Below are 16239 nucleotides of genomic sequence, written 5' to 3'. Positions count from 1 at the left end.
GAGTGGTACGACTCCACAGTTCATCGAATGGTCCGTTTCACTACAGTTCGACGGTTCCGATTCCCTCACGCGTCTGGATATCGGTTCCGTACGCATCAGATAGCGTCGACAGGCGCTCAAGGACGGTAGCAGCGACCGCACCTTCAGCCAGCGCTGGTGTTCCATGGTGGGATACGTCGCGATCAACCCCCAGTTCGATCGGATGGAGACGGATCTCGCGCAGGCCGCTGTCGTCGAAAGAACAGACCGGAACGATGCCCTGCTTTTCGACGTCTTCGGCAACGGGGCTCCCGAGTGCTTCCTGGACGTCGAGGGGGGAGGCGTCCCGCTCGAGGCTGAGCGCCTCGTAAGTCTCCGCTGGGAAGAACGGAACCATGTGGTACTGCAGCGCGAAATTTCCGAGGCTATAGAAGATCGGGGCACCGCCGTATAGTTCGATTCCTCGCACTCGGTGCGGACCGTGACAGCAGACCATATCGACCCCCGTGTCGATACAGTCTCGCGCGAACGTCTCGAGCTCCGATGGAACCGATTCGTCGTTATATCGGCCGCTTTCCCCCTCGTGGCTGTGGACGCTCATGATCACCACATCCGCATTTCGATTCGCGGTCTCAATTTCCGTCTGGATCTCTGCGAGGTCGTCGGAATGGAGTTCGAAGGAGATTCGGTTCTTTTCGCCCCGCTGGAACTCGATCGTATCGCCGGCGGGTCCGTCGTCCAAGCTCAGGAGTGAAACTGCCTCAGTATCGTCGGATTCATCTACGTATCTACCTCGATCGTTGATCAAATCGTCCATTCCCAGCGCATCGCGTAGTTTCCGGAGCCCTTCGAGATGGTTGTCAGTGACCGTGTAGCGAGGGCGCATGCGAAGGGACGCAACCCCGGGACGACCGGGGGCATCTCGACGCCGATGGGCTGCTTCGGTTCCGGGAACGAATGTCGTCGTCACAGCCAATAAAGCGACGCGTCCCGCCCGCGTCTCGAGATAGGTCGGCGCTCGCGCCGCTGCTCGATTCTGTCCGATACCCGCGTACGGAAGGTCACGTCGCTCTAGAATTTTGATCGTCCTACTCACCCCCGACTGTCCGTAATCACCGATGTGATTATTTGCCGCTGAGAAGAGGTCAAACCCCGTTGACGTCAGTTCGTTGATGACCCGCGGCGGCGATCGAAAGTGAGCCAGCGGTCCTGCAGTGGGCGCGTCCTCATCCTCGTAAAGCGGCCCCTCGAGATTGATCACCGAGGCATCGGCGTCGGTGATGACGCGCCGAAGTTCTCGGAATCTTCCATGCCTAATCCGTGTCAGTCGCCGCGTCACCATTGCGTCACCGGCGGCGGCAACCGTGAGTGTATTCCCGGTCCCAGACATAGTCTCGTATCATTACGGCCGGGTATAATTATTGCGTCTCTCTACCACATCGTGTTCAGATAAGCTGATTCCATGCGAAGTTAAACGATTTGAGCCAGTCGTCGGCTGTTTCGGTTTCGGTGTTGCTGAAACAGTTTGGGAAACAGATAGTCCGTTGTTTTACTTCTCTAAAAACATGTTCAAAAGCATTCCGATTTCCATGTTTTTCGTATCTGAAATCGAATCCATATCGATGACACGCATCTTGTAATGAGTGCGAGCCATCGACGAGAAACACGGCGTCGTCGACATCGTGTTTCTCGCTGAGTTCGGTGAGAAATGAATGAGCGAGAACCTTCGTTATGGTCGGTCTCAACTTTGTATGCAGTAGTTCGTTGGTTTGTGGATCGACAGCGGCGTACAGCCAATACTGCTCATCATTGAGCAGGATCACGGTCTCATCGACCGCAACGTGATCCGGCGACTGCCCATCTTCAGGCTGTAAATTAGCCTTGTGAACCCAATTATGAACAGTGGCTCGAGCGCGTTCGACACCGAATACCTCAAGAACAGAAATAGTATTTAAAAATTATAATTCGGCCAAATAGGAACTGTCTAGTTAAGCGATTCCGGGGTTTATCGCCGTTTTAGCGTCTGATTCGGCATCATAGTGAAAGCGGAGATAGTCACCCTTTGCGAGAAGTATACTGAAGCAGCTGAATTTCCGCCGCTCATGGAACAGTGTGTCGTTGTATCAGGATATAGATAGTGATTTTACAGCTGATGCCGCAACTTTACCATCTCTCTGTCCTGCGGTTTTCCTTATCTAAACAGTGCCCATCATAACCCATGACTACCCGAACCGTTCCGACGAGAACGTTCTCACGTCTCAAGCAGCGAAGAAATCCGATGACCAAAAGACGTTAGTCGTTACTGAAATATGTAACCGTATGACGTGGACAGTGATGCCATCGTTCGAGACGTATGAGCTATAGTAGCCACTGAAACGATTTACACGCTGATCGTAACGCAGTCGTGCGATCAGGTGTGCAGTGACTTGCAGTGGCTACTATAGCACGCGAGTCGTTCTCGTGGGGCCTCCCTGAAGAGTTCAACCCGGCAGTGGATTTCCTCCGAAAACACGATGACACGAGTCGGACCGCACTCCGGTACGAGGATCCAGACGAAGGACTCACGACGTACTCGTTCGATGACCTCGACGACCGCTCTGATCGACTTGCAGCCGCACTGGCCACCCTTGGCGTCGAAGCTGGGGATCGTGTCGGCGTCGTCGTCGTCCCGCAGAAACCACAGAACCCGCTGACTCATCTCTCGAACTGGAAGCTGGGTGCCGTCTCCGTCCCGCTGACCGTCCTCTTCGGTCGTGACGCGTTGCAGTACCGGCTCGCGGACAGTGAGGCGAAAGCGGTGGTCGTCGATCCGAGTGTTCGCGAGACGGTCGACGAGATTCGCGACGAGTGCCCCGCACTCGAGCACGTGATCGAACTCGGCGACTGCGATTCGGTCGAGGGCGAGGCCCGCGCCTTCGACGACCTCGTCGCCGCCCACCAGCCCGGTATCGAGGTCTATGACTCGACGCCCGCGACGCCAACCGCGATCATGTACACGAGCGGGTCGACAGGGCCGCCGAAAGGCGTTCGCCACAGCCACGCGCTCTGGCTCGGTCGAGCCGCCGCTGCGTACAACTACTTTGATCAGGGTCTCATGCCCGGCACTACCACGGTATGGACACCAGCCGACTGGGCTTGGGGTGCTGCACTCGGGGGCACCATGTTCGCTGCGTGGCATCACGGCTGCACCGTCGTTGGCTGGCCCCGTGCGGGTTCGATGCCGAGGAAGTCTATGACCTCATGGAGCGCCACGACGTGACGAAAGCGTTCATGCCGCCGACTGCACTCCGGCTAGTGACATCGGTCGACGATCCCGAAGAGCGGTTCGACCTCTCTCTCGAGACGTTCGCTTCCGCAGGCGAACCCCTTACTTCGGAGGTCGTCGACTGGGTCGAGTCGACGTTCGAGGACGTGGCGATCAACGAGTTCTACGGTCAGACTGAACTCAACCTCGTCGTCGGCAACTCGGAGACGTGGTTCGACACGCGGCCGGGCAGCATGGGAAAACCCTTCCCCGGCTACGAGATTGCCGTGCTCGACCCGGAGACCCACGAACGACTCAAGCGCGGCGAGGTCGGCGAACTCGCCCTTAAACCTGGCGATCGCCGGGTCTTCCTCAACGAGTACCACAATCTGCCGGAGAAGACGGCTAACAAGGAGATCGAGGACGGATTGTTCCTCACAGGGTATCTCGTGAAACGCGACGAGGACGGCTATCTGTGGTTCGTCTCCCGGACCGACGATGTGATCCTCACCAGTGGGTATCGCGTTGGCCCGATGGAGGTCGAAGAGGCCGTTCTCCAACATTCAAAGACCGAACAGGCCGGTGTCATCGGCGTTCCCGACGAGACCCACGGCGAAGCCATCAAGGCCTTTGTTCAACCCGTGAGTGAAGACTATGACCCCGATAACTTGCGTGAGGAGATCCGTGATCTCGTCCGCGAACGTCTCGCAGAGTATGAATATCCGAAACGTATCGAGTTCGTCAATGAACTGCCGACGACCTCCTCAGGTTAGATTCAGCGCAGAGCGCTACGTGAGCAAGACGGGGTCGATGATCTGCGCGATCAGTAACCGAGAGCGCTCTATCGATTATCGAAGATAACGACACTGACCCCGACTCAAAACGCACGAAATGTGTACTCAACCGTATCGACGTGTGTCCGTCAACGATGGAATCGGTCGGTTGTCTCCTCTCTTCGGTCGCCTGAGACCGGCACCGTATCCGAAACGGATAGCAATCTGGATGTATCGAACTCCTTCCGACCGCTGATTGAACATCACAAATAGTCTGTCATTTCTCAGGAGGATAAAATTGCGCCTCAAACCGCACTGGTAGGGATCCGGGGTGGGAAAGCGGACAATCCGCCCGTGTCTGTACCGCTGGTCGCTCGAGATATTCGGGGAACCGATAGGCGGGACGGTTAGACACGGATGTGGGTGTGGCTGGATTGGCAGTGATTTTGTCCCGCCAATTATAGTTATATTATCTCACATCATAAAATCTCGTTCGGCGGCAAAGACGCTGTATCGACGGCGAGCAATTATTGCATCGACCACCGACGAGGGCGTACTTCAAAATGTCAGTAGCAACACTGCGAGCGAGACCGCGCTGCAGACCAGCAACGCCAGTAGAACGACGACGGCAGGCACGGGCCCCGCGTTCCGGAGATCGGCCAGGCGAATCTCGGTTCCGAGGCCGACGAACGCGAGCAGGAACAGCCAGTTGGAAGCGTGCTCGAGGGACGCCCGCTGGGTCGCGGAGAGAACGCCGGCGCTTGCGACGAGCGCCAGCGCAAGCATCCCGAGAACAAATTTCGGGAACTCGTCCCAGAGCGTCCGTACCGACGGACGGCTTCTGGCTCCCGATCGGGCGTAGTAACTCGCGTACGCGAGGGCGACGACGCCGATCAGCGCGTTCCGCGAGAGCTTCGTCATCGTCGCCCACTGGCCGGCCACCTCCGAGTGGGCGAACCCGACCGCGACGACTGGTCCCGTCGAGAACATGCTGACGCCAGCCCAGATACCGAAGACCGTCCCCGAGAGGGTCAGCAGGTCGCCGACGATCGGATAGACGGCGATCGTAACCGCGTCGAACAGGAGAACCGTCGCCGCCGCGTAAGCGACCTGGTCTTCGCGCGCGCTGACGGCACCGGCGACCGCGACGACCGCCGAGACGCCACAGATACTCGCACCGGCTGCGAGCAGCGAACTGAGCCGTTTGGATAGCCCGAAGACAGTCCGCGCAAGGAATTCTACCACAACGAGCGTGAGCGCGGCGACGGCGATCACGACGAGGAAGACGCGACCGCCGACCTTGAGGACAGTTCTGAGCGATATCGACGCGCCCATGAGCACGATCCCGGCTCCGAGCCACAACTTGTGAGTTTCAAGCCCGGGCGCGAATCGCACCGGAACGCCGACGACGTTCGCCGTGATGACGCCGAGCGCGATAGCGAGGAAGAGATTGTTGACGCCAAGCGACAGTGCGAGCGCCCGCGCCAGCACTGCGCCGAGGCAGAGGGCAAGCATTCCCGGCAAGAGACGACGAACGGCCATCTCGTTACCAGGGGATTTTGATTTCGACCATGCCGACCAGTGCGACGACCGTTCCGGCAACGATTGTGCTCTTCCAATCGCGTTCTAGTTTCGACCAGTGAGCGGTCGCGGTCTCGACTACCGGCAGACACTCTCTGATCGACATGTATGTGGACACTGACGCCAACACAGTTAATGGTTTCCGAAACTGTCGTAGCTATCGGAAAATATCTCTCCTACCGATGACGTATCCGGCGGATATTGACGTCCTCCGCACGACTGACGTCGTAGGATTCCTCCGTGGGCAATCCGGCCAGCAGATCACCCCGACTGTGGACTTGCGGGTTCGCCGACGCTGGTTTGGTCGAACGAACGCGACTGTTCCCCACAACTACTGGGTGTCCAGCCATAACCGTTCCACTCCCAGTATGTCCCGTTAGGGGGCGTCCCTGCCGCGGCCAGCGGACAGGGCGGCGGGCCGCGCTATTGTCTCAACCTCGTCTTGCAGCAGATTTCACGCCCCTGCAATGTCACTGTGCGCGTCCCACTCGCAGTTATAGCACCGGAAAGCGTCGCCTTCGCGCGTCACGTCCTCGCTCCCATACTTGGGACACTCGCTACTTGAATCGAACTCATTCACCTGTTCAACGGTGATGCCGAGATCGCCAAGTGTGAGTTCAGTGTGGTCGACCAACTGTCTGTGCGACCAGACCGTGTGTATCGATCATCCCGGGAAACGCGTCGAGTGGTTAGAAACTCCTACTCGGTCGCAACGGTATTAGTCAACTTACCTATGCCTTCGACCTCGATCTCGACGGTATCCCCGTCGGAGAGTGGCCCGACACCCGCTGGCGTCCCCGTAGCGATAACGTCGCCGGACTCGAGCGTCAGATACGTCGTAATCTCCTCGATGAGTTCTGGAACCGGAAAAATGAGATCGTCACGCGTTCCCTCTTGACGGAGTTCGCCGTTGACTCGCGCCCGGACTGAGGCGTCTGCTGGTACTTCATCTGGTCCCGCAACGACCGGACCTATCGGTGCTGCACCGTCGAACGCTTTGCCACGGATCCAGTTTCGTTCGTCGAACTGATCGTCTCGGTTCGAGACGTCGTTGACACAGGTGAACCCCTCGACCACGTCCATCGCTCGTTCGCGGCTGACGTTGCGGCACTGTTCGCCGATGACGACGCCGAGTTCAGCCTCGTAGTCGATGCGGTCCTTGCCGGCCAAGAGCGGGATCGTATCGCCGTGACCGGCTACTGCGTTCGGCCCTTTAAGAAACAGGAGCGGACGATCCGGTATCTCCTCTCCGGATTCTTCGGCGTGAGCCGTGTAATTGAGGCCGATACACACGATTTTGCTCGGCGCTGACGGTGGCAAAATATCGACCTCGTCGAGGGTGTACGACCCCCTCCCGAAGTGGACGCTCTCGTCGTTCCATTCGCCCATTCGAACAGCTCCTGCCGGGTCTCGAAATCGAACGCGATGCATGACCTTCCTTACTTCAAACAGTTATAAAAGGTTTCTGCCACGTGTGCCACGTATCATCGGCTCAGTTGCACGGAGAGCGCTTCGTTCTGGACGAGGTGCTACAGTATTTCGCCGTTCGCCGTCCAGATCGGACCATGGATGCCAGCGCGTTACAAGCGGGTATCTGCCTGACTGAAGTAGATCTACGGTTGCAGGACGAGGTTTTACAAGTCCGCATCCGAATCGAGCCGATCGGCGCTCTCGGCGACGATGTCGGCGAGACGTGACCAGTGCTTAGGCGTGTATCTCCCAATATGGGGAGTTATGAGGCAGTTATCGAGAGATCAGAGTGGATGATCCTGCGGAAGCGGTTCGGGATCCGTGACGTTGAGGGCTACGCCGCGTATGGAACCGTTACGGAGGGCAGCCGTGAGGTCCTCAGTGTCGACGATCTCACCTCTGGCCACGTTCACGAGGACGTCGTGGGGCGGCAACGTCGCGAACGCTTCCGCGTCGATGAGTCCGCTCGTTGTCTCCGTCAACGGACACGAAACGACGGGGTAGTCCGTCTGGGCGAGTGCGTCGTGAAACTCCCTCTCGTCAAACCCGATAACTTCGTCAGTCGGCCCGCCCTTTGCTGGTGTATATCGGACGCCGATCGTCTCCACTTCCATTCCATCCAGCCGCTGGACGAAGGCTTTCCCAATAGAGCCCAGTCCGATGATCGTGACCGTCGAATCGGTCAGTTCGTGACCCTGAAAGTAACTTCCAATTACGAAGCACGGGACGCTAAGTCAGTACTACGGAGGGAGTGATCGGGTCTGCGGACGTTTGTCGAACTGATACGGGTATTCGGCGAGGTAGTTGCGGAGAGTGTCTCCTATGATCCTTCTGACACGCAAGTAATCAGGACCCGATCCCGAAGACTTGCCGAGCGTTTTTGTTCAATACTGTCTCGACTCCCTTGTCGTCAAGGTTCTTCGTCAGGGTTTTTCCGAGCGTCGATGGATTGTCGAAGTCCCAGTGGGGGAAGTCGCTGGCAAACAATATAGAGTCACGGCCAACCAGATCGAAAATTTGTTTCATGTGGCTTGCATCGAGTGGTTCCTCGAGCGGCTGCGTACCGAAATAGAATCGATCGCGCACGTACTCTTCTGGCGATTTCTCGAGAAGTGGCGATGCATTGGGCTGCATATTGTGTTCCTTGTTTAACCGGTAAGCCATATACGGCACCCATAGTAATCCTGCCTCCAAGAAGACGAAGTCCAGGTCGGGGAATTTTTCTGGCGTTCCCTGCTCCATGAGGCTAGTCATCGTGAGCATCTGGGTCCACGGATGACCCAGTGCATTAACTGAAACGTATTCCTCGAGCCCCTGATTCTGGCGGGGGAAGTCAGTGAGGAACGCATCGACGTGACCGTGGTAGACGACTGCCAAGTCGTTGTCCTGCGCTGCCTGATATATGACGTCGTAGTCCGGGTCGCCGAGCGGGCGGTCAGGCCCACCAGTCGCGATATAGATGCCGACGATCTGATCCTCACCGCCAATACGGTCAATCTCTTCGGCTGCCCGCTGTGGATCCTGCGTTGGAACGGTGACGGTCCCGTAGAAATGATCGTGTCTGTCGAGGTAGTCATCTAGAAGCACCTGGTTGTACCCACGCGCTAACTCGACCGCAAAGTCGGTTTCCGGGAGCCGTGGAACCCACGACATCGGATTCAAGATGGGATAGTCAACGCCGAATTCACCACATAGTCGCTGGTCCAGTTCATCAGCGTCTGCAATCGTGTGTGGGTCGCTATCTATCTTTCCACCGGAGTTACGATCCCAGCCGCTCCACGGAAGCGGTGACGGTCCTGAATGGTTCACTAGGCGACTCTGGTGTGGTTCGTTCATGTACGCTGTGACATCTTCGTAGTCGATTGCCCCGCCAAGGTGGACATCAACGTCGATGACTGTCGATTTCTCCATCGGCCCTGTTGGGGATGACCCTCGCTGGGATGCCATACCTCACCACAGGTGGCGTAATGACTTTATCTTTTCCACATATATAATTTCTTAACACTCTCCCACTAAGGGACAGAGACGACTACTTTTCCATCCTTTTCATATACTGAATACGTGGGAAGCGAATACGATCGGTTCGTCGTACATTCGCCGGTTTCAAGATCGAATTCCCAGGCATGCCACGGGCAGTACAGGAACTCTCCCTCCCGAATCCATTCGTCGGTCGTCTCTAATGTTTCAGGGTCAAAGTCTGCGGTGTACTTTCCGGTTACAGTCCCCTCGCAACACGGTGCGCCCTGATGGGGGCACCAGTTGAGGTAGGCACGGTACTCTCCATCTAAGTTGAAAACGCCGATTTCGCTGCCCTCTATCTCGGTTATAAGACGGTCACCTGCCGGAAGATCGTCGGCGTCTGCGACTACGTGTTCGCTCATCGGTGACGAAACCCCTCCACGTTCAGTGGGTAACTGATTGATTTGTCTTGATCGATCATCAATATCGTCATCGGGATTCATTATAATAAAAATTTGGCTGAATCAGAGGATATACTTCCCGTGGCTTATAACGACTGTGAGGCGATGCCTCTGCCTTTAGGCGAGAGGATGAAGCCGACACGAAGGGGTCAATCCATCGCTCATTCCAGCATTTATTCCCTCTGATTTGTGAAATAGCGATCTCATCAGCCGAGATCACTGGCTTAGAAGGATGAAACCGAGGAATTCGATTCCGTCCTATGAAAATCGATGTCCTCGACTTCGTTGAGCAGTGTCATGACCTAGCCAAACAAGCGTTGAGGAAGCACGCGAGCGAGCTCGCCAGCAGCGGGTTCGCCCGCTTGGGTCTATGTCATCTTACACTGTTTCCGTCTCGAAGAAGACTACAGTTGCCGTGGAACGCCGAATCCGTTGAAGTAGATGTCCGAAGTTCGTGATACACTCGGTCTCGATAGAGAGAAGTTCCCCGACTACAGCACGATCTACAAGTCATTCGATCGGCTGGAAATGCAGGTGTGGCGGCCGTTGCTGCGCGTTTCAGCGCAGCAACACCCGCAATCTGGTCAGCCGCTCTCGACAGCACGTTCTTTGACTGCCGCCGTTTTCGTCGTACTTCCGCCAGCAATCAGGGAACACCGTGCAAACGCTGAAAGTGACGACATTAACTGATATAGAGTCGCTCGCTGTTCTTGACGTCCATTTCACAGCACGGTGGAAACACGATACGAAGACCGGACCGCAGGTCGTCCGCCGAAACGTGAACGACCTGCAGTCCGCGGCTGCCGACAACGGGTCTCAAGACTGGCACACTGAGTACGATTTCTCCGTACTTGACGTTGAGTACCTTATTCACTACCACTGCTCATCACCGAATGTAAGCATGACCCACGCGCCCACCCGGGCAAAAGGTTACCACGTGATTTACTTACCAACCTTTCGTGATTGCAAAATTGATTGCGTGTATCCCACAACGGCTTGAACAGGTCTACAACGGTCTCACCGAGCAACCACCCCATCAAAAGGTTATTAGTACTATTACCAGATACTAACATATCATACGATGCCTAGTTCGCATTCACCTGCGGCAGTACAAAACGCACTTGCATCAAGTGATCCGATTGCACTCTTAGATATCCGACCCTCACTCGACTACGTGGCGGGGCACATTCGGGAAAGTACGTGGGTACCGAGACGTAAACTTGAGCAGCGTCTTCCTAATTTGGTGCCAAACCAATCAACGCCTGTTGTACTATGTGATGGCAGTGGTGAGCGGTCGATTCGTGATGCTCGGTGGCTTGAAACGCTGGGATATGAAGACGTTAGCTATCTAGATGGAGGAATAGCGGCGTGGCGGGAGGGGGGTTTCGACCTCATACAGGCGGAAGGTGATGTCCATGCTACCGCCTTCAATTATGAGAGCAAGAAGTTCGGCGAACAGGTAGCAGCGACGCGGGACCTCCCGATGATTGAACCCGACGAATTGGCGGCGAAACGGGACGAGGCCACCATTGTTGACGTACGTACTCCTTCTGAATACGAGAAATCGGGCACGATCCCCGATTCAGTCAACATTGAGGGTTTCGACCTACCGCTGTACGCCGAGGCACTCCGGGACAACGATGAACCGGTGGTAGTCCATTGCGCCGGACGAACCCGGAGTATCATCGGAACAGCAACGCTCCGGGAACTAGGCATAAACAATATCTATGAACTAGAAAATGGTACGATGGGGTGGCAACTTTCTGGATACGACCTAACAGACGGTCCCGGTCGACCACAAGAACTAGAGACGGACCCACAACAGTACGCTCAACTCCAAGAAGTAACAGAACGACTCCTTCAGGACACCGATGTCTCGTTTCTCTCCCCTGCAGAACTAGATCGACTCGACGATACAGTAGACGACAGGCAAACGACGTACATATTTGACGTACGAACGGAGGAAGAGTTCGTGGAAGGCCACCTGCCCGATTCGCTCTCGGTTCCTGGCGGACAACTTATCCAGACCGCCGGCCGCCACATCGCTGTTCGTGATGCGGAAATTGTTCTAGTTTCAGAGACGCATATTCGGTCTGCAATTACAGCCTATTGGCTCGAGAATATGGGTTTCTCGAACGTGAGTGTTCTGGACGGAGGAACGACTGCATGGGATGAGAGCGATCGCCGCCTAGAGAAAAACTATGAGCCTCGGAAACCGCTCGGAGCTGATATCGTTGATGAGACAGTCGAGCGCATCTCTGCTACTGAGCTAGCAAGTACGAACCGCGAGATAACGATAGTAAACATCGATGAACTTGATGTCTACACTGCTAGTCACATCCCAGGTGCTTGGTGGGCTCCGCGATACGAGGTAGCGAACGTGCTCGCTTATGACCTCGATCCCACTGGGACCGTCGTCTTGACCTGCGAGGACGGAACTATCTCCGAATGCGCTGGCGCACAGCTTATTCATATGGGGCAAATTGAAAATCTCGCTATCCTCGAAGGCGGACTCAAAGCGTGGGAAGAGGCCGATCTGGAGACAGACGAGGGGGAAGAGCGTGCTCTTCGAGAATCACGTAAAGCGGTCCGAGAACCCTACGCACAGGGAGAACAGGAAATGAAGCAATACTTAACGTGGGAGGAGAGACTGGTCGAATGAGGCTGTCAAAGAGAACTATCCTACAATACCGGTTTTGCAACTGCGGAATGGGTTTAAGGTAAAGAAACGAAGCGAGGCACCTATATAGACGCAATCCACCATCCGTTGAATCGGCGTCTACAGATACCGTCGGGAATACACGGCACTCGGTCAGCGAAGCAGACACCGCCGAGGGGAAATTAACACCACAGCCACTACGTCAGTCGTCAAGAGCGACATCCGGATCGATAGCGTTGTCGCGGTAGATCCTATTACTGAACAGCAACGCGACGAACAATGCAGCGATGAGCGTGGCGATGGAGAGATAGGTGAAGCCTTTTCGGATACCGGCTGAGCCGGCAAGAAAGCCGATCGCTGTCGGTGAGAGGGCGCCGAAGACCCGCGACGCGGTCCAGAGGTAGCTGAACGTCCGACCCTCACGCTCGTCGGGACCTAGATCGCTCACTAACGAGTCGCGGGCAGGACTATTGCCCCAAAGGCCGGCACCGAAGACAATCAATACGACGATAAGTGCGACCGGACCGAGCGAAGCCAGCGAGAATACGAACATCGCGGCCGCAGCCATGATTAGGGTTGCAACGAGGACTAAGCGGTGCTCGTAGCGGTCGACGAGATAGCCACCGACGAAGCGGCTGATAGCCGCGCCGACAAGCAGCACGGACAGCGCAAAGTCGGCGAATGACTCCGGGCCGAACGATATCGAGCCGAGGCTAAACGAGTATCCGTAAACATCTGTGATGAACGCGGGGACAAACGTGATAGTACCTTGGACGACGATGCTGTAGGCCGCAAAGTAGCCCACGAGAACGAGCATGGGATAGAGGTATCGCCGTCGGTCAGCTAGCAGACTCTCCCAGGTCTCGGCATTATCGTCCCTCTCAGCCTGATCTCCCACAGGTCGCGTCTCGAAGCCCGAGGCGCCGAGGATCACGTAGAGTCCAGCAGCGCAGACGAGGCCAAGCAGGCCGAAACTGAACAGGATCGCCTGCCAGCCGAGTACGAGGATGAGTACGCCAACGGCCGCCGGACCAACAGCGTCGCCAATCTTCGAACTGCCCCCCCAGATGCCAAGGAGTTTTCCGCGGTCGTCGGCCGTCGCGTTGGCAGTGAGTAGGGGAACGCCGACGGGAACATGGGCACTGGTCCCAAAACCTGAGATGACCATACTGGTCGCCATCACCACGAATGGCCCGTCGAAGGCGAGGCCGGCGATTGCCGTCTCGGGCAAGGCTGTGCCAACGAGAGGCGCCACAGAAAACAGGAGGTAGCCGAGTCCCACGATCGCAAGGGCGCCCGAGAGTGTGATCCGTCGGTCGTACCGGTCTGATAGTTCGCCCATCGGGAGCAAGCCGACCGAGGAACCGACGAAGTAGGCACTGACGAGCATGCCTAGCTTCCAGAGCGGATATCCCAAGGCCCCTGTCAAGACAGGAATGAAAGCTGGGATAAGCCGCATAAAGACGTGGAAAATGGAGTGGATCCCTCCCATCAGCGCGGCAAGTAACCAGTGGTGACGATCCATGGCCCACAGATGAACGTCCTCTTGTTTAATATGTAGGGTAGGAGAAGTCATCCAAAAAGGAATCAGAGGTGGCCAGATGGGATACCAATAAAAGCCCTGTCACCAATCACTACGGTTGATAATGACTGGGGTAATTATTTATATCTGAAGTTTAGGGTAAATGCGCCGGGGAGAACGTTGACGAGAAAGTTAAGGAACTGGTCCTCATGGATTTCACTTCCCACTGTCTCTGTTTGTTGGTCACAACTAAGCTAGCGGATTTCTTAACTACCGGCTTTGTGAAGTACTGAGTCTGACTTCCTCATTGTCGACTGGCAGTCAATCCTGTTCGGCCTACTTGATCTCGTTCGCGTAGCCGGACTACACACAACTTGCGGCGCCCGGGCGTTGAGATATGCAGACGGCCGACTGAGTTGTGATAGACGACGATGCCGACGGTAGCAGTGAGTATCATGATCCCACCACGTTGAATCAGCATCTTCGGAGAGTGCGTGCTAATTACGCAGTCTAGGTATCGAATCGCGCTAAATCGGCCTCTCCACCGTTTCATCTACGCTGAATTGACTCAAATGTGAATGCACTAGAAAATCTCTCCATTAATTGATTTAAAACTATGGCGTATATATGTGTGATTTCCAAATCTCTCTTAGTAAGGATGCTGATCTAAACGGTTATCAGGCTCGTGTAGAGGGTCCGACGGGTTGCAAAACCATCTCGACCGGCCGACCGTCGTCCACTGTCGAAGTCAGGTCATTTACAAGCATATGATTGTAATTAACTGGGCCGATACACGTCGATTTCTGTTAGAAGAACGGACTCAGTTTCTGCTCTGCTGAATCGGACTCAAACAGTAAACAAACGCGTCTCGACCCCATTTACCCTTGTGTTCTATCCATAGAGGGCAAGGTGGAAAATTCAGCTAGATAAGACTTTAGTGACTCTACCTCATTAGTTGGCATATGATACCAAAAGACGAGCACGACTCTCCGGTTCGAGCGGTCCGGACGTTACGTATCCTCGACGTAATTCGCCAAATAAACGGAGGGACGCTCACCGATATCGCTGAGGAAATTGATCTACCGAAGAGCACGTTACATAACCACCCATCCGTCTTTAGCTAAGGGGAGAACCACGTGACAGCGACGGCTTATCGAGGCTACTTTTCGAGAGGAATGAGGAGGCGACGAGTATGTACAACGACACCTCCTCATCGAGAATTATGCGTCGGCTCACTACACTGTTTCCCTCCGAGTTCCTCGAAGAGCACGCCGAGGAACTCGGCGTGGTCGAGCGAGAGGGTAAGCTCCAGATTCCTGTCCTCGTGTGGGCGCTCGTGTTCGGCTTCGCCGCAGGCGAAAGCCGAACACTCGCTGGGTTCAGACGCTGCTACAACGCCACAGCTGACGAACCAATCTCTTCTGGCGGGTTCTATCACCGGCTGACGCCGACACTCGCGGAGTATCTCCGCGACCTCGTCGAGGCCGCGCTCGACGAGGTCGCTGTACCCGACGCTGTTGACGCTGATATCGACCGATTCAGAGACGTAATGATCGCTGATGGAACGGTGTTGCGGTTGCACGAGTTCCTCTCTGATGAGTTCCAAGCCCGTCACGAGGAGCAGGCTGGAGCGAAGCTCCACCTGCTCCACAATGCCACCGACAAGACGATTGAACGGATCGACGTGACGGACGAGAAAACACACGACAGCACTCTGTTCAAGACAGGTTCGTGGCTGGACGGACGGCTGGTTCTACTCGATCTGGCGTACTTCAAGTACCGCCGCTTCGCGTTGATCGATGAGAACGACGGCTACTTCGTGAGTCGGCTGAAAGCGAACTCGAATCCGGTGATAACGGCAGAATTACGGGAATGGCGCGGCCGCGCCATTCCCTTGGAGGGCAAGCAGCTCCACGAAGTGGTCGATGATCTCTCGCGGAAGTACATCGACGTTGAGGTCGAAGCGGAGTTCAAACGTGGGCCGTACAACGGAACACGGTCGCTGGACACGAAGCGGTTCCGCGTCGTCGGCGTCCTCGTTGCGGACGCCGACGACTACCATCTCTACATCACGAATCTACCGAGAGAGGAGTTCCTCCCGGCTGATCTAGCAACGCTGTATCGGTGTCGGTGGGAGGTAGAGACGTTGTTTCGTGAACTGAAGACGCAGTACGAACTGGATGAGTTCGACACAAGCAACCCGGCTGTTGTGGAGATTCTGCTGTATGCGGCGTTGCTGTCACTGCTGGTGAGTCGTGATCTGTTGGGTCTGGTCACCGAGCAAGCCGATGATGAGATCGTGTTTCCGCCAGAACGCTGGGCGGCGACCTTCCGGTCGCACGCCCAGCTCATCCTCCACGAACTCGGTGAGTACCTCGGCTACTCGCCACCGCCGTTGCTGGAGCGGTTGATTGAGGATGCACAGAAGATCCACCAGCAACGACCGATCTTACAAGAGACGCTCGCTACCGCTACGCAACCGAGGTGTGAGTCTTAGCTAAAGACGAATGGTGATTGTACTTATTCACACTACTACTAACATAGTCTAAACCAACGCCCTCTGGTGATTCACCAGAGCCGATGGGAGTGAA

12 protein-coding genes and 4 pseudogenes are annotated in these 16239 nt (G+C 55.9%); 6 read left to right on the top strand and 10 right to left on the bottom strand.

Translation table 11 applies throughout. The features are described 5' to 3' along the window. Positions 1-40: 40 nt before the first annotated feature. Together CP556_RS22320 and CP556_RS22315 are read right to left on the bottom strand one after the other, a co-directional pair. Positions 41-1369 (bottom strand): CapA family protein, encoded by a 1329-nt coding sequence (locus CP556_RS22320; RefSeq protein WP_098727823.1) that lies wholly within the window; start codon positions 1367-1369, stop codon positions 41-43. A gap of 55 nt (positions 1370-1424) precedes the next feature. After that, positions 1425-1931 (bottom strand): annotated as a pseudogene (locus tag CP556_RS22315) (IS6 family transposase); the annotation flags it as partial. Between the two features lie 479 nt (positions 1932-2410). On the opposite strand from CP556_RS22315, the pseudogene CP556_RS22310 reads away from it, so the two are divergent. Further along, positions 2411-3996 (top strand): annotated as a pseudogene (locus CP556_RS22310) (acetate--CoA ligase). A 558-nt stretch (positions 3997-4554) separates the two neighbouring features. Here CP556_RS22310 and CP556_RS22305 read toward each other — a convergent pair. The 4 genes from CP556_RS22305 to CP556_RS22295 form a co-directional block, all read right to left on the bottom strand. Continuing rightward, entirely contained in the window at positions 4555-5538 is a 984-nt protein-coding gene (locus CP556_RS22305) for a YeiH family protein (protein ID WP_098727821.1), read from the bottom strand. A 4-nt stretch (positions 5539-5542) separates the two neighbouring features. Beyond that, on the bottom strand, positions 5543-5683 hold the full coding sequence (locus CP556_RS26270; RefSeq protein WP_176548308.1) for a hypothetical protein: 141 nt from the start codon (positions 5681-5683) through the stop codon (positions 5543-5545). A gap of 348 nt (positions 5684-6031) precedes the next feature. After that, on the bottom strand, positions 6032-6211 hold the full coding sequence (locus CP556_RS27025; protein WP_486187790.1) for a zinc ribbon domain-containing protein: 180 nt from the start codon (positions 6209-6211) through the stop codon (positions 6032-6034). A gap of 65 nt (positions 6212-6276) precedes the next feature. After that, positions 6277-7008 (bottom strand): fumarylacetoacetate hydrolase family protein, encoded by a 732-nt coding sequence (locus CP556_RS22295; RefSeq protein ID WP_098727820.1) that lies wholly within the window; start codon positions 7006-7008, stop codon positions 6277-6279. A 134-nt stretch (positions 7009-7142) separates the two neighbouring features. Between CP556_RS22295 and CP556_RS27020 the strand changes: the two genes are divergently transcribed. After that, the gene (locus tag CP556_RS27020) at positions 7143-7274 is read left to right on the top strand and encodes a hypothetical protein (RefSeq protein WP_255291617.1); all 132 of its coding nucleotides are present in this window, start codon (positions 7143-7145) and stop codon (positions 7272-7274) included. Here CP556_RS27020 and CP556_RS22290 read toward each other — a convergent pair. From CP556_RS22290 to CP556_RS22280, 3 genes and pseudogenes are all read right to left on the bottom strand, one after another. After that, positions 7212-7751: pseudogene (locus CP556_RS22290) on the bottom strand (NAD(P)-dependent oxidoreductase); the annotation flags it as partial. The gene CP556_RS27020 and the pseudogene CP556_RS22290 overlap by 63 nt on opposite strands. 142 nt (positions 7752-7893) lie before the next feature. Next, on the bottom strand, positions 7894-8994 hold the full coding sequence (locus CP556_RS22285; RefSeq protein ID WP_218012000.1) for an amidohydrolase family protein: 1101 nt from the start codon (positions 8992-8994) through the stop codon (positions 7894-7896). Between the two features lie 65 nt (positions 8995-9059). After that, positions 9060-9428, bottom strand: a complete 369-nt coding sequence (locus tag CP556_RS22280) for a Rieske (2Fe-2S) protein (RefSeq protein ID WP_098727819.1) — start codon at positions 9426-9428, stop codon at positions 9060-9062. A 299-nt stretch (positions 9429-9727) separates the two neighbouring features. Here CP556_RS22280 and CP556_RS22275 point away from each other — a divergent pair. Further along, positions 9728-10401, top strand: a pseudogene (locus CP556_RS22275) (transposase); the annotation flags it as partial. A 147-nt stretch (positions 10402-10548) separates the two neighbouring features. Then, positions 10549-12129: a rhodanese-like domain-containing protein gene (locus CP556_RS22270; RefSeq protein ID WP_098727818.1), complete on the top strand. Its 1581-nt coding sequence runs from the start codon at positions 10549-10551 to the stop codon at positions 12127-12129. 199 nt (positions 12130-12328) lie between these two features. On the opposite strand, the gene CP556_RS22265 is transcribed toward CP556_RS22270, so the two are convergent. Further along, complete coding sequence (locus CP556_RS22265) at positions 12329-13651, bottom strand: MFS transporter (RefSeq protein WP_176548307.1); 1323 nt, start codon at positions 13649-13651, stop codon at positions 12329-12331. Between the two features lie 959 nt (positions 13652-14610). Here CP556_RS22265 and CP556_RS27440 point away from each other — a divergent pair. Then, a complete protein-coding gene (locus tag CP556_RS27440) occupies positions 14611-14772 on the top strand; it encodes a helix-turn-helix domain-containing protein (RefSeq protein WP_098727816.1) in 162 nt (53 codons plus the stop codon). A 98-nt stretch (positions 14773-14870) separates the two neighbouring features. Further along, on the top strand, positions 14871-16145 hold the full coding sequence (locus CP556_RS22255; RefSeq protein ID WP_098727783.1) for an IS4 family transposase: 1275 nt from the start codon (positions 14871-14873) through the stop codon (positions 16143-16145). The last annotated feature ends 94 nt before the right edge of the window (positions 16146-16239 follow it).

It is taken from the genome of Natrinema sp. CBA1119, from assembly GCF_002572525.1.
GTDB lineage: Archaea > Halobacteriota > Halobacteria > Halobacteriales > Natrialbaceae > Natrinema.
This window is presented reverse-complemented; position numbering and strand designations above follow the sequence as displayed.